At 34.6% G+C, this 22,113-nt stretch carries 22 protein-coding genes, 1 pseudogene and 1 riboswitch; of the genes and pseudogenes, 9 read left to right on the forward strand and 14 right to left on the reverse strand.

The features are described 5' to 3' along the window. From ACWNMZ_RS24925 to ACWNMZ_RS24940, 4 genes are all read left to right on the forward strand, one after another. The gene (locus ACWNMZ_RS24925; protein WP_251629962.1) at positions 1–1,095 is read left to right on the forward strand and encodes a GerAB/ArcD/ProY family transporter; all 1,095 of its coding nucleotides are present in this window, start codon (positions 1–3) and stop codon (positions 1,093–1,095) included. Positions 1,096–1,099: 4 nt separating this feature from the next. Beyond that, positions 1,100–2,230 (forward strand): Ger(x)C family spore germination protein, encoded by a 1,131-nt coding sequence (locus tag ACWNMZ_RS24930; RefSeq protein WP_251629959.1) that lies wholly within the window; start codon positions 1,100–1,102, stop codon positions 2,228–2,230. 182 nt (positions 2,231–2,412) lie between these two features. Further along, on the forward strand, positions 2,413–2,991 hold the full coding sequence (locus ACWNMZ_RS24935; protein ID WP_251629957.1) for a CBO0543 family protein: 579 nt from the start codon (positions 2,413–2,415) through the stop codon (positions 2,989–2,991). Positions 2,992–3,014: 23 nt separating this feature from the next. Further along, a complete protein-coding gene (locus tag ACWNMZ_RS24940) occupies positions 3,015–3,698 on the forward strand; it encodes a DUF421 domain-containing protein (RefSeq protein ID WP_047945101.1) in 684 nt (227 codons plus the stop codon). 101 nt (positions 3,699–3,799) lie between these two features. Here the strand turns inward: ACWNMZ_RS24940 and ACWNMZ_RS24945 are convergent, their stop codons facing one another. Beyond that, positions 3,800–4,159, reverse strand: a complete 360-nt coding sequence (locus ACWNMZ_RS24945; protein WP_031536505.1) for an MBL fold metallo-hydrolase — start codon at positions 4,157–4,159, stop codon at positions 3,800–3,802. 180 nt (positions 4,160–4,339) lie between these two features. Further along, positions 4,340–4,538: riboswitch (FMN riboswitch) on the forward strand. Between the two features lie 420 nt (positions 4,539–4,958). Between ACWNMZ_RS24945 and ribE the strand changes: the two genes are divergently transcribed. The 3 genes and pseudogenes from ribE to ribH all read left to right on the forward strand — a co-directional run bounded on the left by ribE (position 4,959) and on the right by ribH (position 6,739). Continuing rightward, complete coding sequence (ribE, locus tag ACWNMZ_RS24950; RefSeq protein WP_031536506.1) at positions 4,959–5,612, forward strand: riboflavin synthase; 654 nt, start codon at positions 4,959–4,961, stop codon at positions 5,610–5,612. A 32-nt stretch (positions 5,613–5,644) separates the two neighbouring features. After that, positions 5,645–6,235: pseudogene (gene ribB / locus ACWNMZ_RS24955) on the forward strand (3,4-dihydroxy-2-butanone-4-phosphate synthase); the annotation flags it as partial. A gap of 30 nt (positions 6,236–6,265) precedes the next feature. Next, the gene (gene ribH, locus ACWNMZ_RS24960) at positions 6,266–6,739 is read left to right on the forward strand and encodes a 6,7-dimethyl-8-ribityllumazine synthase (RefSeq protein ID WP_031536508.1); all 474 of its coding nucleotides are present in this window, start codon (positions 6,266–6,268) and stop codon (positions 6,737–6,739) included. A gap of 56 nt (positions 6,740–6,795) precedes the next feature. Here the strand turns inward: ribH and chrA are convergent, their stop codons facing one another. The 3 genes from chrA to ACWNMZ_RS24975 all read right to left on the reverse strand — a co-directional run bounded on the left by chrA (position 6,796) and on the right by ACWNMZ_RS24975 (position 9,744). Further along, positions 6,796–7,998, reverse strand: coding sequence for a chromate efflux transporter (gene chrA, locus ACWNMZ_RS24965; protein WP_031536509.1), 1,203 nt, complete (start codon positions 7,996–7,998; stop codon positions 6,796–6,798). 162 nt (positions 7,999–8,160) lie between these two features. Continuing rightward, on the reverse strand, positions 8,161–8,601 hold the full coding sequence (locus ACWNMZ_RS24970) for a CoxG family protein (protein ID WP_031536510.1): 441 nt from the start codon (positions 8,599–8,601) through the stop codon (positions 8,161–8,163). Positions 8,602–8,790: 189 nt separating this feature from the next. Then, positions 8,791–9,744 carry a tyrosine-type recombinase/integrase gene (locus ACWNMZ_RS24975; RefSeq protein WP_031536511.1) on the reverse strand — a complete coding sequence of 318 codons (954 nt, stop codon included), beginning with the start codon at positions 9,742–9,744 and terminating at the stop codon, positions 8,791–8,793. A gap of 594 nt (positions 9,745–10,338) precedes the next feature. Between ACWNMZ_RS24975 and ACWNMZ_RS24980 the strand changes: the two genes are divergently transcribed. Further along, positions 10,339–10,596 (forward strand): DUF2533 family protein, encoded by a 258-nt coding sequence (locus ACWNMZ_RS24980; RefSeq protein ID WP_031536512.1) that lies wholly within the window; start codon positions 10,339–10,341, stop codon positions 10,594–10,596. A 54-nt stretch (positions 10,597–10,650) separates the two neighbouring features. On the opposite strand, the gene lepB is transcribed toward ACWNMZ_RS24980, so the two are convergent. The 3 genes from lepB to ACWNMZ_RS24995 all read right to left on the reverse strand — a co-directional run bounded on the left by lepB (position 10,651) and on the right by ACWNMZ_RS24995 (position 12,773). Next, a complete protein-coding gene (gene lepB, locus ACWNMZ_RS24985; protein ID WP_031536513.1) occupies positions 10,651–11,175 on the reverse strand; it encodes a signal peptidase I in 525 nt (174 codons plus the stop codon). 1 nt (position 11,176) lies between these two features. Next, positions 11,177–11,734, reverse strand: a complete 558-nt coding sequence (locus tag ACWNMZ_RS24990) for a GNAT family N-acetyltransferase (RefSeq protein WP_031536514.1) — start codon at positions 11,732–11,734, stop codon at positions 11,177–11,179. A 136-nt stretch (positions 11,735–11,870) separates the two neighbouring features. After that, positions 11,871–12,773 (reverse strand): DUF4349 domain-containing protein, encoded by a 903-nt coding sequence (locus ACWNMZ_RS24995; protein WP_031536515.1) that lies wholly within the window; start codon positions 12,771–12,773, stop codon positions 11,871–11,873. Between the two features lie 316 nt (positions 12,774–13,089). Between ACWNMZ_RS24995 and ACWNMZ_RS25000 the strand changes: the two genes are divergently transcribed. Further along, positions 13,090–13,608: a ribonuclease H-like YkuK family protein gene (locus ACWNMZ_RS25000; RefSeq protein ID WP_031536516.1), complete on the forward strand. Its 519-nt coding sequence runs from the start codon at positions 13,090–13,092 to the stop codon at positions 13,606–13,608. Between the two features lie 53 nt (positions 13,609–13,661). Here the strand turns inward: ACWNMZ_RS25000 and ACWNMZ_RS25005 are convergent, their stop codons facing one another. From ACWNMZ_RS25005 to ACWNMZ_RS25035, 7 genes are all read right to left on the reverse strand, one after another. Further along, complete coding sequence (locus ACWNMZ_RS25005) at positions 13,662–14,435, reverse strand: TerC family protein (RefSeq protein WP_031536517.1); 774 nt, start codon at positions 14,433–14,435, stop codon at positions 13,662–13,664. Between the two features lie 435 nt (positions 14,436–14,870). Further along, positions 14,871–16,217, reverse strand: coding sequence for an ISLre2 family transposase (locus tag ACWNMZ_RS25010; protein WP_048717475.1), 1,347 nt, complete (start codon positions 16,215–16,217; stop codon positions 14,871–14,873). Positions 16,218–16,414: 197 nt separating this feature from the next. Next, a complete protein-coding gene (locus ACWNMZ_RS25015) occupies positions 16,415–17,158 on the reverse strand; it encodes an SDR family NAD(P)-dependent oxidoreductase (protein WP_031536518.1) in 744 nt (247 codons plus the stop codon). Between the two features lie 96 nt (positions 17,159–17,254). Next, positions 17,255–17,692, reverse strand: a complete 438-nt coding sequence (locus ACWNMZ_RS25020) for a peptidylprolyl isomerase (RefSeq protein ID WP_031536519.1) — start codon at positions 17,690–17,692, stop codon at positions 17,255–17,257. Positions 17,693–17,775: 83 nt separating this feature from the next. Beyond that, a complete protein-coding gene (locus ACWNMZ_RS25025; RefSeq protein WP_396953898.1) occupies positions 17,776–18,438 on the reverse strand; it encodes a peptidylprolyl isomerase in 663 nt (220 codons plus the stop codon). 434 nt (positions 18,439–18,872) lie between these two features. Further along, positions 18,873–21,056: an AAA domain-containing protein gene (locus ACWNMZ_RS25030; protein ID WP_251629635.1), complete on the reverse strand. Its 2,184-nt coding sequence runs from the start codon at positions 21,054–21,056 to the stop codon at positions 18,873–18,875. Between the two features lie 96 nt (positions 21,057–21,152). Further along, positions 21,153–21,683 carry an HD domain-containing protein gene (locus ACWNMZ_RS25035; protein WP_031536522.1) on the reverse strand — a complete coding sequence of 177 codons (531 nt, stop codon included), beginning with the start codon at positions 21,681–21,683 and terminating at the stop codon, positions 21,153–21,155. Positions 21,684–22,113: the final 430 nt, after the last annotated feature.

A 22,113-nucleotide genomic window follows, 5' to 3' on the forward strand; every position in this document is an offset into this window, starting at 1 on the left:
ATGAAATCAAATATACGATTTGTTAACGCCTTTATGGCGTTTTATATCATACACACTTCGCAAATTGGTATGGGAATTCTTGGAGTCCCAAGAATTGTGTATCTAGAATCAAAAAAAGATGCTTGGATATCCATTTTACTATCTGGTTTATTCGTTAGCTTGATTACATGGTTAATGATTTCTATCCTAAAAAAAAATGAAGGTGGTACTCTTTTTGAAATTCATGAACATATATTCGGACGCTTGATTGGTAGTATTTTTAACTTCCTTATTGTCATTTACTTTATTGCCGTCCATTATTCGATTACCATTAGTTATGTCGAGTTGTCACTAACATGGGGATATGAAGGTGTCTATGAATGGTTCGGGGTATTGGCTTTATTAATATTAACCATTTATGCTGTATCCGGCGGATTTAGAGTAGTGACCGGTGTTTGCTTCTTATCCTTTTTATTGACTATATGGCTGCTATTTGTTATGTACCAACCACTTCAAACCATAAACCTAACTAGGATTTTACCTATTATGACGACAACTCCTTCAGAAATTATGAAAGGAGTTTTCAAGAGCAGTTATACAATGTTAGGTTTCGAGACGTTATTTTTTATTTTTCCATTTATAAAGGAGAAAAATAAACTACAGCTGTTTAGTCAAATAGCAGTCTGGTTTACGACCATTCTTGTTTTAATAACAACTGTTGTTTCTATTTTATTTTTTAGCGCGAAAGAATTAGAAAAGAATGTATGGCCTGTTGTCAGCATGATTAGCACGGTCCATTTTCCATTTATTGAGCGCTTTGAATTTGTTGCGGTTCCATTATGGATTTTAGTTATTTTTCCAAACCTATGTATCACTCTGTATATTTCTTCCATGGGTATTAAACAGATTTTTCATATAAAACAGAAATATGGAATATGGCTCATCTCCATTATCCCTTTTATCTGCAGTTTTTTAATTACTAAAAGAGTAGATAATAATTATTTTTTTGATCAAATTGGCAAAATTGGATTTTTTCTGTGGTTTATCTATCCGATTTTCTTGTATGGAATAACCATTATAAAATCAAAAATCAATACTCGTTCCAGAAGGAGTTGAAAGAATGAAAAAAATTGTTATTCTGCTGTGTTCTCTTCTTTGTACTGCATGTATGGCCCCTGAAAAAATAATAGAAATGCAAGGAATTTCAACGATTATTGGTTTTGACTTGCTTGATGACAATACATACAAAGGCACTATCAGTTTGTTACAATTTGACCGAAAAGAAGAAAAGACAAGTGTAACCCTTTCTGCCGACGGAACGACTAATAAACAAATCAGACAAAAACTAGAGGAACAGACAAGCCATGATATTACGTCTGGTCAATTAAGGACCTTACTGTTTAATAAAAATATGGCAGAAACAGTAGGAATTTCTTCTTTTCTGGATACTATGCAACGAGATAGCAGTATCAGTTATTTAATCTTTTTGGCCATTACTGATAATGCTGAGGAGACGATTAAAAATAAAAACTATGAAGAATATCCCGAAATGGGATCCTATATCTATCAACTATTGGATAAACACGAAAAGAAAGAAATGTTAGTCAACTCCAACTTACATGATTTTATAACCACACTATATGAAATTGGTATCGATCCTACCCTACCCATGATAAAAAATGCAAATGGGGTAGCACCTTCTATAGATGGTGTTGCATTATTCAAAGAAGATAAAATTGTTGGATCTATTTCGTTGATAAACACCCTTTACATAAAATTATTCACAAATAAAAAGGCATTTTTAGGGGATATAACTGTAGAGATTGCTGCTGAAGAACTAGAGAAAAGAGGTATGGCCGAACTCAACCTTCCTAAAAGTGATATTTATAAGATTACACTTCATCCAATAAAGTACAAAGGAAACATTGAAATAAAGAACGAAGAATTGGTTCATTTAAATGCAACGATTTCCGTTTCAACATTAGAATTTCAACCATCTATTTCTGTGAAAAATAAAGATTCACTAAACAAAATGGAGCAACTAATTGGTGAAGCCCTAAACAAAGAATTTGGATATATACTTGAGGAATTTAAAAATTTAAATACGGATCCCATTGGCATCGGAAGAAAAATAAGAAGTGTTAGAAAATATTCCTATTTAACTGAGGAAGATTTAAGACAAAAATATTCAGCACTAAAGATAAAACCAAATATAAAGGTGGAAATTAAGCGAACTGGAACAGTTGATTAACATATTTTTAGGAACAAAAGCGCTAACACCGACTTAACACGACCCAAGTGTTGATGAACTTCCAACATGGTTTTTTTCTTATTTACGATGGAAATTCATTACTAAAAAACGGTAATACTAAAAAGGCAGCTCAAAGAGTTTGAATTCAAAAATATCTGTTACCTTTTCATTTAAATATAGGGATGATATCAATAGATAATATATTTGAAAATCTTAAGGAAATACGTTTATTAGAAGATAAGCTGTATCATTTAGAATTAAATGGTTGGCTAACAAATGAGTTTTTAACTTGGGAATGGTGGATACTAGTTGTTTTTTTAGTTGTGCCTTGGGTTATATGGGCTAAACTTGTTAAACATGACATTATTTTAGAAATTTTGTTATTTGGTACCATAATTATCTTGACAACAACCTTATTAGATGTAGTTGGTGCACAATATAGTTTTTGGGATTACCCCATTGCATTTTTACCTTTTATTCCTCGGGCCTTTCCTTTTGATTTTTCAATGGTGCCTGTAGCTTACATGTTGTTATATCAATATTTTAGAACATGGAAATCTTTTATTTTAGCCCAGATCATTATGGCACTAACATATGCCTATATAGGTGAACCCTTTTGCGAGTGGGTCAAACTTGTTAATTATTTAGAGTGGAGATACAGATATTCATTCATATATTACATCATGGTTGGAATTGGAACTCGAGCTTTAATACTAAAACTAGCCTCTTTATCTAAACCTCAAGATCTTACAACTAAGTAAAATTTAAATTGGAGGAAAAAACGTTGGAAGAAGTCAATATTGGTTTACTGACGATCAAAGTCATCGTTGGTTTTGCCACTTTATTTTTTATCATTATCATAACAGGCAGAACATCCATCTATCAGTTAACCCCGTTTCACTTAGTTTTTGTGTTAGTACTTGGAGATCTTTTAGGAAATACCATTTATGAAGATAAGGTAGGGATTTTTCATTTTTTATATGCCATCGGATTGTGGACGTTTCTTATGTTTGGAATAGAGTTTATGACTCTAAAAAATAAATCGACACGTTCTCTCTTATTAGGCAATCCTAACATCATCATTCGAGATGGTGTTATGGACAGAAAGTTACTTACAAAGAACAAATTGGATGTAAATCAAGTATTGAGTATACTCCGTCAAAATAATGTCTTTTCAGTTCGCGAAGTCAAATACGGTATATTGGAAGCTAATGGGCAAATAAGTTTATTATTAAAATCCAAGTATCAAAAACCAGACAAGCAAGATCTCAATCTTCCAGAAAGTCCAGTAGACCTCCCAACATCGTTAATTATAGATGGGGAAATTTTATGGGATAATTTACATGAACTCGGATTTGATCAACAGTGGTTAGATAACCAATTAACTACCAATGGATATGATAATGTAAAGCGTATACTTTACGCAGATTGGCGAGAGAGTGAAGGCATACATGTAAGTCCTAAATAAAATTTGTTAGGATAAGAGCACATCAATTTTCTTGGTGAATATAAACTTTAGTCTTCAACAATCAGGCGCTTTAATGAAGTAACTAAAGCCTAATTTTTCACTTATAACACCGAGAAATTAGGCTTTTTATATTTTGATTTCCTTAACGTTGTAAATCCGCATTTTCCTGACGCTACCCCTAAATAGGGAATTTCTTTTTCATGAATATATACTGGAACATTCCACTTATTAACAAGGGTCTGTAATGCGCCAATATGATCAAAATGAGCATGGGTTAAAATGATTGCTAGTGGTTTCTTCTCGTTGAAAAGTTGTTTTGTGTTTTTTAGGATAAACGACGCTGAATAGGGTATTCCTGTATCGATAAGGACCCAATCCTCTTTCTTCGGTCCTAATCCTGCAATATAGGCTATATTAGCAATTGCTGTTCGATAACCAAATACATTTTCTGCAATTTTCATTTCATGCCTCCACTTTTTACTTTTAGTGTGACCAAATCAATAAAAGAAACACCTCTTTTATAGTAGAGTTATTCCTTAACCTGTAGTGTAAAAAGAGTACTTAAAATAAAATTATTGATAATTGATAGGAAAAGGTGTACGATACAGTTAATTAAATAGTTATGATTACACAATACGTGTAATCGCCTTCGGGGTCGGGTGAAATTCCCAACCGGCGGTGATGAGTGTTCGTAAAACTCTAAGCCCGTGACCCGTTTTATGAGATTGATTATTGGCTAATTGCAATACTTTTTATTCGAATGATATAGCTAATTTATAAAACGGTGGATTTGGTGAGAAACCAAAGCCGACAGTAAAGTCTGGATGGGAGAAGGCAAATAACAGTAAACAATATGGTATGAATTATAGAATGAAAAGATTTTTCACAATTCTTTTTCCTGTTTTTCTATGGATTTGTTTTGTTGTATTTGGTGATGCTGTATAGTGGTGTGTTTTAGTTGACGTAATATGTGCTAACTATACGAAAGCTAAGAATCGTTCTTCCTTTTTTTCAAAAAGGATTTTGAATGATGTCCATTGACAGTGTTAGTTACAAACAACAATCGATAAAAGACAGCTTTTCTCTCATACAATACGTTTATTTAAGTATGTACTTGGCCCCGTATAAGTTTTTATACGGGGTTTTATGATGTTTTTTTCAGGGACTTTTAGAATTTAGTTCTATCCATTAAAAATGGTTGACCCCCATTAGCTATTTAAGAGCTTTAAAATACACGTTGTAGAAAGGAGGAAATTCCCCTTGTTTACTGGACTAGTCGAAGAATTAGGTGTTGTGAAGCATAGTAAAAAGACAGGGCATACGATTTCCATAGTGATTCAAGCAGAACAAATTATGGAGGATATGAAAATCGGTGATAGTATTGCCGTTAACGGTGTATGCTTAACGGTTACTTCCTTTGACTATAATTTATTCACAGTCGATGTTATGCCAAACACTTATAATGATACAACTCTTAGACTTCTAAGTAGTGGCACAGGCGTTAATTTAGAACGAGCGATGGCTGCTGATGGAAGGTTTGGTGGGCACTTTGTGTCTGGACATGTTGATTGTACAGGTACGATTATCTCCACACAAAAAGTGGAAAATAGCACATTGGTAGAAATTCAAATTCCAGAGAATCAAGTGCATCTAACCATGGATAAAGGGTCTATCACCGTTGACGGAACGAGTTTAACCATTTTTAAAACGACTCCTACTTCTATTTTCGTATCGCTCATCCCCCATACTTCTAAAGTCAGTATGATTGGGAATAGACGAAAAGGTGAGCTTGTTAATATTGAATTTGATCTTTTGGCCAAATATTTTTATTCCTTTATGAATAGAGACAAAGATCCAGTCGTAAAAAAAGAATCAAACCTAACTGCTTCCTTTTTAAGAGAAAATGGTTTTTAATCATGAATTTATACTATGAAAGGATGAAAACGATGTTTGATTCCATTGAAAATGCTTTAATTGATTTAAAAAAAGGTAAAGTTATCATTGTTTGTGATGATGAAGATCGAGAAAATGAAGGAGATTTCATTGGATTGGCAGATCATGTTACACCAGAAATGATCAATTTCATGGCAAAAGAGGGTCGTGGTCTTATTTGTGTTCCCATCCAACATGCTTTAGCAGATAAACTTCAACTCCCTCCGATGGTGACAAATAGTAGTGATCCGAGAAGCACTGCATTTACAATTAGTATTGACCATAGAGAGACATCAACAGGAATTAGTGCGTTTGAACGTGCCCATACAATAAGCAAATTGGTTGATGCAGGCGCAATTGCTGATGATTTTACAAGACCAGGTCACATCTTTCCTCTCATCGCAAAAGATGGTGGCGTGCTAAACCGCAATGGACACACAGAAGCAGCTGTTGATTTGGCGATACTTGCAGGAGCAAAACCAGTTGGAATTATTTGTGAAATTTTAAAAGAAGACGGAACAATGGCAAGAGTGAAAGATTTAAAGTTGATTGCTGAAAAATTTGATTTAAAAATGATTACCATACAGGATTTAATTCGATATAGACAAAGTTTATTACAAAAGGTGGAATAAATAATGAAACAAGTATTTGAAGGAAATTTAATTGGAACTGGCTTAAAAATTGGGATTGTTGTGTCCCGTTTTAATGAATTTATTACTACTAGACTTTTATCAGGAGCAGAAGATGCGTTAAATCGTCATGGAGTAAACGAGAATGACATTTCTGTAATGTGGGTTCCTGGTGTATATGAAATTCCTTTAGCTGCCAAAAAACTAGCTGCGTCTGGTAAATATGATGCGGTTATTACACTTGGCACTGTTATTCGTGGCGCTACACCTCATTTTGATTATGTAAGTAATGAAGTCGCAAAGGGTGTGGCTAATGTTTCGTTAAGTACGGAAATCCCTGTTATCTTTGGTGTTCTGACTACGGAAAATATTGAGCAAGCGATCGAACGAGCAGGCACGAAAGCTGGAAATAAGGGCTGGGAAGCTGCAGTTAACGCGATTGAAATGGGTAATTTATATAGCCAGTTAACAAAAGCTTAAAAAATAAAAACCTATAAGCGAGATAATCACTCGCTTATAGGTTTTTATTTCAAATATTACAATGGGATATATGAAAGTAGCATTCCACCAACTACACCTGTAATAACAATGATCCATGATGGAAGCTTCCAATAAACTAACATCGAAAATAAAATGGCTGCAAAAGCAAAATCGCTTGCCTGTAAGACACTACTAGTCCAAATAGGGTGATAAAATGCAGAGATTAGAATGCCAACAACTGCTGCATTTACCCCCATTAAAGCACCTTGAATTTTCGTGTTCTTTCTGAAGGAGTTCCAGAATGGAAGTGTTCCAACAACTAATAAAAAGGCTGGCAGGAATATGGCGAATGTCGCAAGTAGTCCCCCTCCCCATCCATTCAGAACTGTTCCAATATATGCAGCAAATGTAAACAAAGGACCAGGAACTGCCTGTGTTGCACCGTATCCTGCAAGAAATGCTTCTTCGCTTAACCATCCACCAGGGACAAATTCACGCTCTAAAAGAGGCAAAACTACATGTCCTCCTCCGAATACAAGAGAGCCAGATCGATAAAAACTATCAAACATGGCAATCCATGGGTATGTAAATAGCTCGCGTATTACTGGTAAAAGGAAAAGAAGGGCAAAAAATAATAATAAAGAAACACTTGCTACTCTTTTTGAAATTGGAAAAGTAACTTCTTCTTGAACTTGCTGCATTGTTTGCTGTTTATATAGAAAATAGCCGATTAAAGCTGAAAATATAATTACCCCTACTTGGGAAAAGACACTTTGCCATAAGAGTGTAAGCACTAATGCAAAGAGTGCAATCGTCTTTCTTTTTAGGTCTGGTGTTAAATTCTTGGCCATACCAAGTATCGCATGGGCAACAATCGCAACTGCAACTATTTTAAGACCATGTATCCAACCTGCATTCTCTATATCTAAGACCTCTATTACACTAGCAAAAATCATCAAAGCAATAACAGAAGGTAATGTAAAGCCTAAAAAAGAAATGATCCCGCCGAGGAGTCCTCCCCGTAAAATTCCTATCCCTATTCCAACCTGACTGCTCGCTGGGCCAGGTAGAAATTGACAAAGAGCTACTAAATCAGCATAGCTTTTTTCGTCTAACCATTTCCTTCGTCGTACATATTCATTGTGAAAATAACCTAAATGTGCAACTGGCCCTCCAAATGAAGTGAATCCTAACTTTGTGGAAATAAGTAAAATTTCTAAAAAAGTTTTACTTTTCTTCCATTGTTTTTCTTTTTCCAATGAGATACCTCCAATAAAATTAGTAATCTTTATCATATAGGAGGATATCTTTTTAACCAAGTTAATTAACGAAAAATTTACAAAAAATTAATAAAACGTCCAATGAAGAAATAGAATGTTCTCATTTCATCATTGAACAGTTTAGTTAACATAATGTTATTATCATAAACTTTCGATTGCTTTACTCACAGCTATCGTCAATTCTTCTGCAATCTCCTCTAATTTAGGCTGCATGATATTATTCGTTACATTCGGAAAAGTTCCTGTAGAATTTATTTCTAAATAACCCGTCATTTTTGTATAATTTGCATTCTTCACCTCTACCATAAAATAGCCATTGCCTTCAAAATGCTCATTAATCCCAACTAATTCAAAAGTAACCTTTGATGGTTCTTTCCATTCTAATATCTTTACTTTCATTTCCACTTTCTTCTTAAAAAGCCCCATATCAATTTTGAATTCCCAAGTAGAAACCGTATCGTTTATGATTTGATGGTAGATGTAGCCAGGTACTAAAGGAGCCCAGTTATTCATGGAGCGAACAAAATCCCAAACCTTTTTTGCGTTAGCGTGGACGATAATTGAATGCTTTTTACTTGGCATCGAAAAACACTTCCCTTATCTTTCATTGACAGACTAATCCCTTCTCTTGATGTAAGCACATGGGATATGGCCTCACTGCAAAGAAAAGGGATTATGTTTAGATCATAGACTATTTATATATATATTCTGTCAAATGTTAGATTATGAATTAGAATGATTTTAAGTTTACATAATATTATTATGGTATCTCTACATGTATTCTGAAATCTCTAAATCCATTGCCTTTTCCTTTTGCGAATCGGAAACATGTGTGTATTTTTGGGTTGTATTTAAATTTGTATGTCCAAGTAGCTCTTGTACAGTTCGGATATCTCGACCATCCCGCACTAAATGTGTTGCGAAGCTATGTCTTAACTTGTGACTAGATATTCCTTTTTCCTTCCATTTTAACTCTGGATATTCCTTTCCCATTTGATCGATAATCCGTTCTGTAATTTCTTGAATTCTTCTTCGAGAAATTCGCTTCCCTCGTCTTGAAATAAAGAGCGCATCCTCCTGCCCTTTCATTGGATAAATCCTATTTTCTTCTATATATAATTGTAATTCTTCCATTAGCCTTTTAGGTAACGGAATATACCGAGACTTATTTCCCTTTCCCAGTACGTGAATACCTCTTTTTTGATTAATAGAAGACAGATTTAAAGAATGGATTTCCATCACCCGAAGACCTGCAAACGCCATGAGGCCAAGAATTACTTTATTTCGTCTTTGATGCTGTTTTTGTGATACCTTTCCGACCATTTCAAAAAAGGACTTTAATTCGTTTTTTTCTAGGTAACTTGGCAGTTTTCCCTTTTGTTCTTTTGCGCTTTCCAAATCGATTGCTGGATTTTTTTGAACAAGCTCATAATCTACCAAACATTTATAAAAAGATCGAATAGCCGTTAATCTTCTATTTCTCGAACTAGAAGAATTTGCACGCTTCGTTTTTAATTCATTCATAAATAGGGTAATTTGTAATTTCTTCACCGTACTTAAATCCGTATATTCCTCCTTTTTGCGTGTAATAAATTCTAAAAAGAAATAAATATCCCGTAAATAATTTTCAATCGTAAATATACTGTAATCTTTATTATCCATTTCAGTCCGAAAAAGGGTTAGCTCTTCTTCATACCACGTAAATAATGTTTCCTTTGTAATCATATGTATATCCACCTAATTTATAAAGTAGTAATTTTAGTATACTATATTTCTTAAATAACCGCACATAAGAGATATTATGCGCGGTAATGTTGTTAAAACTCCTACGAAAGAATGAATTATCTATTTGTATGTAAATATGTAATAACCAATATCATTTTATCACTAAAATTGGGAGAATTAAGGATAATGATGAGAGGTGATTGGATGAAGCTTCTATTTGTTCTGCTTAGCCTATTAAATTTTTCGATGCTATTTATTCCTATCTTGGAATTAAATGAAATCAAATAGCTGAATCTAATCCTCTGACGAATTATTATCTATGGGAGATTTCACCTTCTTTATTCCTTATAGTTAAAATTAGCATTATCCTTTTTTCTCCTATACTTAGCTATCTACTTTTATAGTGAAAATAGGCGTTTTTAGTTTTTCATACTGTCAATTCCATTAATCTATCCTCCTTTTACATATAGTTTGGATCTCGAAAGCTATTAATTAATCATAATTATATTATGTAAACAAAATTAATTCTGTCTTTTCAATCGATTAAATATTAAAATAATCATATACAGTATATAGTATATAAGGAGCTAGAATATGAGTGTACATAAAGAAATTACTAAACATGTAGAACAAGTGAATTCTCGCGTTATTCGTTATAAACAATTAGATCAACTGCGCGAATCCTTCATCGAAGAAGCGTTATTGCTTTGTAAAGCTGGGGAGACTTTTTCTGTTGGAAAAATAAATGTAGTGACGGAACAAATCAATGAGTTAGCTAGACTTGGTGTTGTTCCAACAAGAAAGAAAGTGACTAAAGAAATGGTTATTGATTTTGTTAATCGTTCTAAGTAAAAGAAAAAGCGTTAAAAGGAATTTCAACTATCTTCCAACGCTTTTTTGGTATCTTTATTCATAATTTTCCATGAATGGATGAAATCTAAAAATGGCCTTTCCAATAACAGCATCTTTTGAAATACATCCAATTTGCCTGCTATCCATACTATTTTGCCGATTATCACCTAGTACAAATATATGATCCTTAGGCACTTTGATTTTGATATTTTCTGTTAATCTTTGATTAGGAAGCAATTGGCTCTTATTTTGCTTTAAATAGGGTTCCTCGTATTTTTGTCCATTTATATAAAGAGTGTCATCTTGGATTTCAATCGTATCATCTGGTAAGCCAATAACTCTCTTAATGTAATCTTCTTTCTCAATCGGAGAATGAAAAACTATTGTATCAAAATGCTTTATATGACCTATTTTTGAGACAATAACTCGATCTTGATTTTCATATGTAGGCTGCATAGACTGACCAACTACTTTAACAGGAGTAAATATAAAGTTCCTGCATAAAAAGACAAAAACTAATGCACATACTAGAGCGATAATCCATGATTTTAGCTCTTTCTTAAATTCAGTATTATTTATATTAGCTCCTCCTTCCTAGTTGTCTTCCTTTCACTAATTTATACATGAGAATGTCGTCTACGTATTCATTTTCGGCAATTTTAAATTCATTTAGCTTACGACCTTCTTCTACAAAACCCATCCTTTTGTACAACGAAATTGCTTGATAGTTTGTTGAGAAAACGCCTAAATTTACTTTTTCGATAACAGGGTTTCTTTCTGCCCATTGGAGTAGTACCTCTAATAGTTTTTTCCCTATCCCTTTATTTCTATATTCATTGGTTATCATGATACTAAATGATCCCGTATGATGCAATCTCTTTCTTTCTGGAGATTGAAACACAAGAAATCCAATCAATTCACCGTCTATTTCTGCAACTAATAATGTTTCTCTTTCGTTACGTAAAATATTATTGATCCAATGCTGCTGTTCTTCTAAGGTATGATTAAACTCTTCGGCTAAAGTTATTAAGTAATCGCCTTCAGCGATAACGGTACGCTGTATTTTTAATATTGCTTCTGCGTCTATCCATTCACCATGTCGAATGAGGTATTCTTTTTCTGTTACAATTATCCCCATTTTATCCCTCCGAATTCATGGGAACCCATTATATTTTTATACTCTAGTAATAGTGCCTAATATTATTTTTGAATTTCTACTGGAATATTTATCCAAGCTAGTTATTACTATCATTATATCATAAAATCTAGTCGCCCTATTCCTGAGGCTTTCTTTTTTTTCTATAAAAAATCCAAATAATTAGTACGATCAAAATTGGGATGATAATTGGTGACAAACCAATAGTAAATACGGCTACACCAGATAAAAACGAAATAATCCCGTTAATCGTAGTAACAAATTGACTTTTTGCTTTTTGCCATGTATTTAGTGATTCCTTATTTTTAATAGCATCAACCTTTACTAACTCTTCTTCCAATTGGATAGTAACAGTTGAATAGTCCACATTATTTTGCAAATAGTTCATTCTACCTAAAATTTGTTCCTTTTCTTCTTGTACGGTTGCTAGGTCATTTGAAATTTTTAGAAGATCTTCGGTTTTTTCGGCTTGATCCATTAAGGTTAATAGTCGTTTTTCCACTGCCTCTTTTGCCTTTAATCTAGACTCGAGATCAACATATTCTTCTGTAACATCATTTCCTGTCACGTTCTTCTCTTTAATCTTTATGCTGTGCTTTTCTACTTCCTTTATATAGGATTGGAAATGAGACTGTGGAATTTTCACAGTAATCGAGCCATTTATATACTCGGTCCCGCTATCGTAAATAGATGACCCGACAACATAACCGCCAAGCTCGGTTGCTTTACTTTGAATCGTTGCTTCTACTTGATGGTAATCCTTCACTTGTAGGGAAAGGTTTGCATTGTAAATAACCATTCGATCATCTTCTGCATTTTTTGTAATGTCACTATCCTTGTTCTCATTACTTGTTTGCGCTAATTGTTCCTCTTTCACGTTACTAGAGTCTAAAGTAGCAATCTCATTTTCAGAACTGCCTTCAGATATTGCACTTTTTTGTTCAGAATTTTCGTTGCTGCAAGCTGTTAACAAGAATAAAATCAATAAAAATACATGAGTGATAACACGATAATTCTTCATTTATATTTCCTCCTACGTTCAGTTAATCTTTTAGACGGATTTTAAGTGAATTAGTTTCAAATTTATTACATTTTGATTACAAAAAATTGCGAAAGGTCTATCTTAATAATGACCTAGGTTCCTAAGGAAATTGGCTTTGCTAAATGATTAATTTAATAAATATAGGGATAATCATTTACACCAATTCTCTATGCTCTGTATATGATAATACAAGTTTACTTTCAGTGATAATTCCATTTGCTGAACATACAATGGTATAAAAATGAGTTGGAAATTACGCTTATATGGAGGGATATTAGTGGAGTTAGACAGGCATATGGAACTTACCTTTCAAAACCTACAAGAAAAGAAAATGACGTTTGAAATCGTATTTCAACGGATTCTTTCCTTTATGTCTCGAAATCCTGCTGGAAATTATCAATTAATGATTGGCACAGATTCACAAGTGCATGCAAAGCATACTACTTTTATTACGGGTATTGTTATAATGAATAAAGGAAAGGGAGCATGGGCTTGCATTAGAAAAGTAGTTTTGCCCAGGAAGGTTTTACGATTGCATGAGAAGATTTCCTATGAGACAACGCTAACAGAAGAAGTTGTTAGTCTCTTTACAGAGGATAAGAAAAACCAGTTAATAGACGTTGTATTACCATTTGTCTACCAAGGAGCCACTTTCTCTATTGAAGGACATATTGATATTGGAGCCGGTCGAAGAAATAAGACCCGTGATTTTGTAAATGAAATGGTAGCAAGAATTGAGTCAATTGGCATAGAACCGAAAATAAAGCCAGATTCTTTTGTTGCCTCCTCTTATGCTAATAAATATACGAAGTAAATTCCTCTTTCTCAGCAAAAAAACCTGTCCTAAATCAGAACAGGTTACGATAATCATTTTTCTTTTGTAGTAGCAATCTCTTCGGATATCTTTTTATTTTTATTAATAAAATGAATGATAAAGGTGATAATAAACGCAGCAATCAGAATGGCAAAAAATACATAGTGATCTAATTCAAAGCCGAAAATACTTGCAAACATTTTTGCCGCGATAATCCCAATTAAGACAAATGCAGTATTCTCAAGTTCAGGTACTTTTTCAATTAGAACGAGGAATAATTTCGCAACAGTTCTCATCATTAAGATTCCAAGCATACCACCTATTAAGAGAATCCAGATTTCATTTGATACAGCAAGGGAAGCTAGTATACTGTCCACAGAGAAAGCTAAATCCATTAACTCTACGGAAATAACAGTAGCCCAGAATACACCGAATAGCCGTATTGTCCAGCTATCCTTTTTAATTGCTGATGCATCCTCATCTCCATCACCAATCCAGAAATGCTTAATCACAATCCAAGCTAAGTATGCAGCCCCAACTACTTTAATCCATGTAAAGTGGATTAAATAAACGCCAATTCCAATAAAGAAGAATCGGAAAAAGTAAGCGCCAAATAAACCATACGTTAATGCTTTTTTCTGTTTGTCTGGCGGCAAATGTTTAACCATAACCGCTAAAACAAGCGCATTATCTGCTGATAATAATCCTTCTAAAATAACTAACGATCCAATTAAGCCCCAAGATACTGGATCTGTTAATACTTCTCCCCACATCTTCCAGTCGAAAAATGAAGCATAGGTTGATAATATCTGGTGTAAAACGTCCACTTAATAAGCCTCCATTAAATAAATGTAATCATATGGAAGCTATTATACTCCTATCATTTTCAGATAGCAACTATTAATAGAAAAGCGTTTGAGTCAAGTATTTGTGGGAGAAATTTTTTATCGTCGGAATTTCTCTCTTTTTCAGTGTGTTTGCTATCTCTATTGTTAACGCTTTCTATACTTACTCTATTTATAGTCAGGCTGTTTTCGTAAAATTTTTTGGGATCAATAGACCGTTCCTTTCCGCTACAGGCACTTGCTTTCCGCGGGGAGGAAGTCGAGCCTCCTCGCCGTTCCGGCTGTGGGGTCTCGACCTTTCCTCTATGTCCCGCAGGAGTCAAGTGCCTTTCGCTCCAATCCACTCTGCGTTTTCTATGTTGTTAAAATCCATAACCTTTTAGAATACAGTTTACAGTTAAACGTCGACAATCCTTTTTAAAATCCTTGTAATGCTTTTAACGCATGATATAGTGGCTTTCCTGTTGTTTGACTCAAATAGGCAATGTTTTGTCTTGTTGCCTGTCCTGCTGTTTTGGTTAGTTTTTCACGGTAGTATTTTGGTTTTATATGATTTGATTCCTTCTCTTCCAATCGTTTCGTCATTGTTCCGATCAGTGTTTTAATATCTAATCCATCTTTTAAGCCAACCATGAATCGAATAAATGCATCTATTCCTTTTTCACTCCATGCCCTTCCGTTTTTCAGACGCTTGGCAAACACACTCATGGTTCCTTCTGCGCTGCCCATCGGACGCATATCACTCGTATCTATTCCTTGTTCCTGTAACCAAATTCTATAGTCTCCAAGTGCCTCGGGATATGGAGAAAGCTGGTTAATTAATGCTTCTAATCGTTCTTCTTTTTTCTCTGTATCCAGGGTCGCCACTGCACTATTTAACTCTACTAATAATCCCTCTCCATCATACTTAGCTAGCTTTTTTCGTATCGCTTTATATCTAGGATGTTCTTTAAAAATACGTTGGATTTCTCGAGCTACGTGGAATCTGTCTATCGTGAAAAAAGCTTTCTTTTGAAAATACTCTCTGCACGCAGTTATCCAACTAGCTCCGTCCCCATTGATAGCTAAAAGATGAGTAGTTGGATCGTAATGATACGTATCCATTAAAAATTGTTCTAACTCTTCCCAGAAAGGTGCTTCTGCTTTATGAATAAAATGCCGTTTTCCCACAAGACTGGCTCTCTTTCCATTCATAGACCAACCTTCATGGATAGCTGCGATCTTTTCTTCTCGTCCGCGCTTCTTACCACCTTGCCGTTTAATAAATAAGCCATCTACTTCGATAAATAATACCTTTCTTTTTGGTTCGATTGGCAAGCTCGGTACAACTTCTGTTTGTAATAAATGTTGACGAATCGCTTCATGACTAGCTACAGAGTATCCAAGTAATTTTTCTAACGTAGAAGATGCATGTCTGTATGATGGCCCAGTAACCGCCAATTCCATCGCCATTTCTTCCACAACTGGACTAAATCCTTTACCGCCCTCAAACTGTAAATATTGATCTAATAAATAGACATATTTGTTGCCGATACGATCCCAATAGTAATTTCGCTTAATTGAAACAGATCCAAATAAGGTGTCCATCTGAATCGCTCTCTTATCTTTGAGTTGATATCTTCCTTTATCTCGTTGTTCAGCTATTTCTCTGTCATACCCAGTTAACAGCTCCTCGAGAACTTCCGAAAAAGTTTCCTGTAATGTTTTAAATAAATCACTTTCTATTTCTTTTAATGTAGGTAGTTTTATGGTATTTTGTTTCATAGGGACTTTCTCCTTTTGTATGTTTTGTCCGCAAACACTACTATACAAAAAGAAAGTCCCTTTTTCTTTATTTTTGCTCATACTACCGCGCTTGCGTTTGGTTGGCGGTCTAACGACCACCAACCAAACCAGAGGGTAAATTATTTTCTACCCACAAACATTTTACTCATACTAGAAAAGCACTAAAAGAGAAATGTTTATTCTTCATAAATCATTTTTACTGTCATACCGCCATCTACCATTAAATTCGTACCAGTGATAAAGTCGTTTTGTGGGTTTGTTAAAAAGAGACAAGCTCTTGCTATATCCTCTGGTTTCCCTACTCTTTTTGATAAATGTTGTTCATGATCGATTTCACCGAGATTATTATAGTCTTTTGTTTCAATCCAGCCTGGTGAAATGCTATTTACGGTTATATGTGCCTCTGCAAGACTATTCGCTAATGCATGAGTAATGGCCATAATGCCACCTTTGCTTGCACTATAGCTTTCTGTATTTGGCTCAGACATATAAGCTCTACTAGAAGACATATTAATAATGGAGCCACCGTTCTTTTGGTCACGCATGATTTTGGCCACTTCTCTTGAACAGAGAAATACGCTTCTAAGATTCGTATTTAGGACATCATCCCATTCCTCGATTGATAACTCGTAGAAGGATTTAAAAATCCCTTTTCCTACATTATTAATCAGAATATCAATTTTTCCAAATGTATTTTTAGTCATGTGAACCAAATGAATAATCTCCGCTTCGTTTCGGACATCTGTTTTAATAAATAATGCTTTCTCTTTTGCATCAAGCTGTTCAAGAAGTTGATTTCCTTGAGATTCATCTATATCTGCTAGAACAACATATGCCCCTTCTTGTATATAGGCTGTTGCAATCGCACTTCCGATTCCATTGCTAGCACCTGTAACAATCACAACTTTATCTTTAAACAAAAGTATCTACCTCCCTATATATAAATGAAAAGTATCTATATTAATAAAAAAACGATAAAAAAAGCAAGCTAATTTCTCAGCCTGCCTTTTTTGCTTTTATTGTTCAGTGATTTCTACTTTTTCCATTACATCGCCATTTTTCATCGCTTTAACTGTAGACATACCAGAAGTAACTTGTCCAAATACAGTGTGAACACCATTTAAATGTGGCTGAGGCTCGTGAACGATAAAGAATTGGCTGCCGCCTGTGTCACGACCTGCATGTGCCATAGAAAGTGAGCCTTCTACGTGTTTATGAGGATTTCCAACAGTTTCACATTTAATAGTGTAACCAGGACCACCTGTTCCATTACCGTTTGGATCTCCACCTTGGCTCACGAAACCAGGAATGACGCGGTGGAATGTTAGACCGTTATAGAACCCTTTATTAATAAGTTCTACAAAGTTAGCTACTGTTCCAGGAGCTTCATTTGGATATAATTCAAATTCGATGTTTTCGCCATTTTGCATTAATATGTATCCTTTTGTTGCCATGTTTACCATCTCCTTAATTCAAAATCAGCTTTTATCATATCATCTTTTGCTTAAGAAAGAAAATAAAACGTTTATTTCCTGATTCATTCTTTTACTTTTTCAGGTTCCTCGTAATCAATTCCTTTTGTATCAACTGTAACTTTTTTCATTTTTATCTCTTTTAGAGGTTTGTCCAGCTCATCTCTATCTGCTGCTACAATCTTATCAACTACATCCATTCCTTCTATTACCTTACCAAATGGTGCATATTGGCCATCCAAATGGGGGGCATCTGCTACCATAATAAAGAATTGAGAGCCTGCTGAGTCTGGCATTTGAGATCTTGCCATACTAAGGACGCCTCTTTCATGCTTTAAATCGTTCTCAAAGCCATTCTCTGAAAATTCTCCTTTGATGGAATACCCTGGATCACCTGTTCCATTTCCATTTGGATCTCCACCTTGGATCATAAAATCAGGAATTACTCGATGGAAAATCAATCCATCATAAAAGCCTTTATTGATTAATGAAATAAAGTTATTCACTGTATTAGGCGCTTTATCAGGATATAATTCTGCTACAATTTTGGAATCATCCTCCATTGTAATAGTTACAATTGGGTAATCCTCTGGAGATATAGTGTTACTTTTTGCTTTATTCTCTTCATTTTTTGGTGCGGTATCCTCCTGTGTTCCACATCCTGTCAGCAATAATAGCAAGGAAGCACAAAATACAATCATTATCGATCCAGTCCGTTTTGTTAGCACTATGAGACTCCTCCTTTACTCCGTTACCTTCCCATTTTAGCGAAATCTTTCTTTTTATACAATAAATAACCTATTTAGGAAAAAAAGGGGCTGGGACAAAACTAAATAACTAACTTTTAAAGACGAACAATCTCTAATTCTGCTCTTAAATAAAGCTACTTTCTCATGGATCTAAGTTTTTAAATATAGTCAAGTGTAAAACTAAGTCGTTCTATTGCGCTACGGACGCTCGCTTTCCGCGGGGAGGAAGCTGAGCGCATACGCTGCGGGGTCTCAGCCTTTCCTCTATTTCCCGCAGGAGTCGAGCGTCCTCCGCTCCATTACACTTCGTTTTTAAACCTTTTTCCAAAATAATAAACACAAATATTCATGCGATTAGCCGCGTAAATATTCGTGTTTATTATTGGTTGAAATGCTTATGTCCCAGCCTCTTTTTACGCAATATAATTTAAAAGATAAGATGCTAGATAGGGTGAATGGATGCGAATTGCTAAGGATGGTGGTTTACTGCCATTGACCAATTCTATCGGAAAGCCAAACCAAACAACTTTATGATCGATAATTACCACAGGAAAGGGAATTTCAGGTGTAGTAACGATTTTCGCTTTAGAAAAAATATGTTTCCATTCTTGATTTAAAGTTTCCTTCGATTGGGGAATAGATACGAATATCTCTTTTTGTGAACGAGCCAAATCTTTTGTTAATAAATCAATTCTTTGCCCATGTGTCCAATAAAGTTTGGGATTCTTTTGCTGAATCCATTCGCCAATATGTTGGTTAGTAACAACTTTATTAATTTGTTCTTGGTGATTGATAAGCTGACGAATCGTTTTGCGGTGATCAATCATTGTTTTGATAAAGCTTCTATTGGCAATATGAATAAATTTCCCTTTTGCTCTACTAATTGCCACATTGATAAGCCGTTCACTCTCTTTTCCAGTTAAAAGCATTCCAGGACGAGAAAAAGAAGGAGCTTCTACACTGTCAAATACAATAACATCTCTTTCGCTCCCTTGAAAACGATGAACGGTAGCTACTATTAAACGCTTATCAGCCATTGCTTCTGGGAAAAATTCGATTGCCATTGCTTCCATTATTTCCGCCTGTGCCCTGTAAGGTGTAACATAGCCAATACTTGCTTCTTTTTCCTTTAAAGACTCTTGGATTACTTGTAAGGCAAGTAAAAGATGTATATAATTCATTCGTGATTTAGAGGCTTTTTCAAAAGTTGCATAGGACCCAAAATGACTAGAATCTAATAACACACTGGCATTATCCTTAAAGGGCGATTGAGCAGCGATTGGTTTCCTCTTTTTTTCGACGTTCTTATAATCTCCTACTAATGAATGATAGATATATTTATTTGTAAATTCAGAGATGGATGGATGCATTCTTCTTTGCTCATTTAACAATAAAAGCTGTGGATGCATGGAGGAAGTATGTACTGTATCAGCTACTCCCGTTGCATGGAAGACATCTTCCTTTAACCATCTGTCTACAATAGCATGGCGGCTCGAGGCAATTGGAGGTAATTGCTTGAAGTCACCGCATATGATGATTCTCTTTGCAAGAGATGCGGAAAATGCCACCTGTGGGATATATGCCATGCTTGCTTCATCCACGATAACTAAATCATACTCATCTTCATAAATAGCTGGGTCTGTCGCAGCCTTTGCTAAGGTGGTCCCGACTATTTTCGCTTTTTGTACAAACTGTACTTCTCTTTTGCGGATTTTTTCCATTACACTTGCCAGTTTCTCTTCCATTTCTAAGAGCTGGGAAGAATCTCTAATTGTAAATGCATTGGCAAGATCAGATTTAAGCTTTTGCTTTTCTTCGATAAACTGTTGCCTTTGTTTTGCTAGATCCATATCTTTTTTATCTAGCAAAGAGCTAGAAGTAATTTGCTCTTGTTCCAGATTGCCATTACTGCTATTTCCCCCGTATCGTAGGATATCTCCCAGTTTAAAACGGTCTTTTTCTTTAATGGTTGTAGTTATTTCTGTTAGTAGTACATCCACTGCTTGATTACTTTGCGCTAGAACAAGAATTCTTTTTCCTTTCCAATAACGTTGTAATGCTACTCTTGCTAGCGTATAGGTTTTCCCAGTTCCCGGTGGTCCCCATACAAAGGAGACAGGATTATATTTACACCTTAATGAAAGCTCATGGACATGATTTTTCAGCTCTTCTGTAGGATGCTTTGTTGCATCATTTGGACGCATCAATTTTACAATTCTGCTAAGTTTTCGTTTATTCTTTCTAATCGAATCAAAGCGAATTTGTAGCTGTTCTAGAAGCTCCCAAGGATCATGGGACAAATAGGCTTCAGCTATATCCTCGCCAATCATCTTTTCCAAAATGACAAGAAGGCTCTTTCCATCTGCCGATAATACTCGCCCTTTTACTGCAAGAGATCCCCAGTGAAGGATTACATTTGAGCCAATAGGAACTTTTAAATTGCCGATACTTTCAAAATAATAAGTAAAATCATTCTCTGTATTTAATCGTATTCCATTATATAAAGCCACTTTAGATTGGCCGAATTTTTTTAAATGATTTATTTCTATTTGAAGTGCTTGCTGCCATTCTTTAATCGTCTTAATAATATTTGTCATTCCACTAATTCCTTTATAAAAAATCGATTGTATAATTATAACACTTATAAAAAAAGAAGGATAGAAAATGGAGTACTCCATTTTCTATCCTTCTTTTTAGCAGTTATCCTTCTGTTTTTCTATATATGCATCTATTTTTGTATCTAATCGTTCTAAGCTTTTCAATGCTCTTTCCTTTGTTATCGTGCGATAGTGATGATGTCCTCCAGGCTCTTCATCCTTTTCATCTGCCAATTTTACGATTTTTTGTAAAGGAGAGAGTATGACGGAGCCTCCTGGAATAAAACTATCGGTATGAAAAAGGACAGCTAATGCGATTTCTTTCGCTTTTACAGGATTTTCACCTAAACGAATTAATAATTTATGCGCTCTTTCTGCTCCTTTAATTGGATGAATGTCATTTTGTCTATATAATTTATAATCCCATTTCCCATCTTTATACCAAGTGTAATGACCCATGTCATGTAAAAATCCGGCTTTAGCTGCATTATCGACATCGACATTTGATTCTTTTGCCATTTCAAAAGCATGATAAGCAACTGCCAGAGCATGAGCTAAACCTGAACGTGTAATATATTTTTGAGCAATATGGTGGTTATAAATATCGATAAGTTTAACATCTCTCATCTCCGACACTTCCTTTCTTTATTTGAACCCATAACTTAATATGTTTGTGCAGGTCTGTTGCTATTAATTAAACCTATTCTCCTTTTTCGCTACGATGACACATGGGCTAAAGCTATTACTTTTCCATCTAGCGTCCATTGTTTTGCATTTATAAAAAAACACCCAAAATGGGTTAATGTTTCATTCCTTCCTCGCACCTTTAAAAAAGTATTTTTCCTATTATATTATATTTTTAATAAAATGATAATAAAAAACACCTAAATAAGGATGAAAACTTGAAACCAAGTTTTAGTTATATTTGTTTTAATGATATTTTGTTTTTAAATTTTTATAATATTTTGAATGCGTAAAATTTAATGGGATATTCTCGTAAATTTACTAGCTGGGAAAGTTTTTTATAAAGGCTATTTCCACTCAATTTATATATTTT

Source organism: Niallia sp. Marseille-Q9988 (assembly GCF_976954375.1).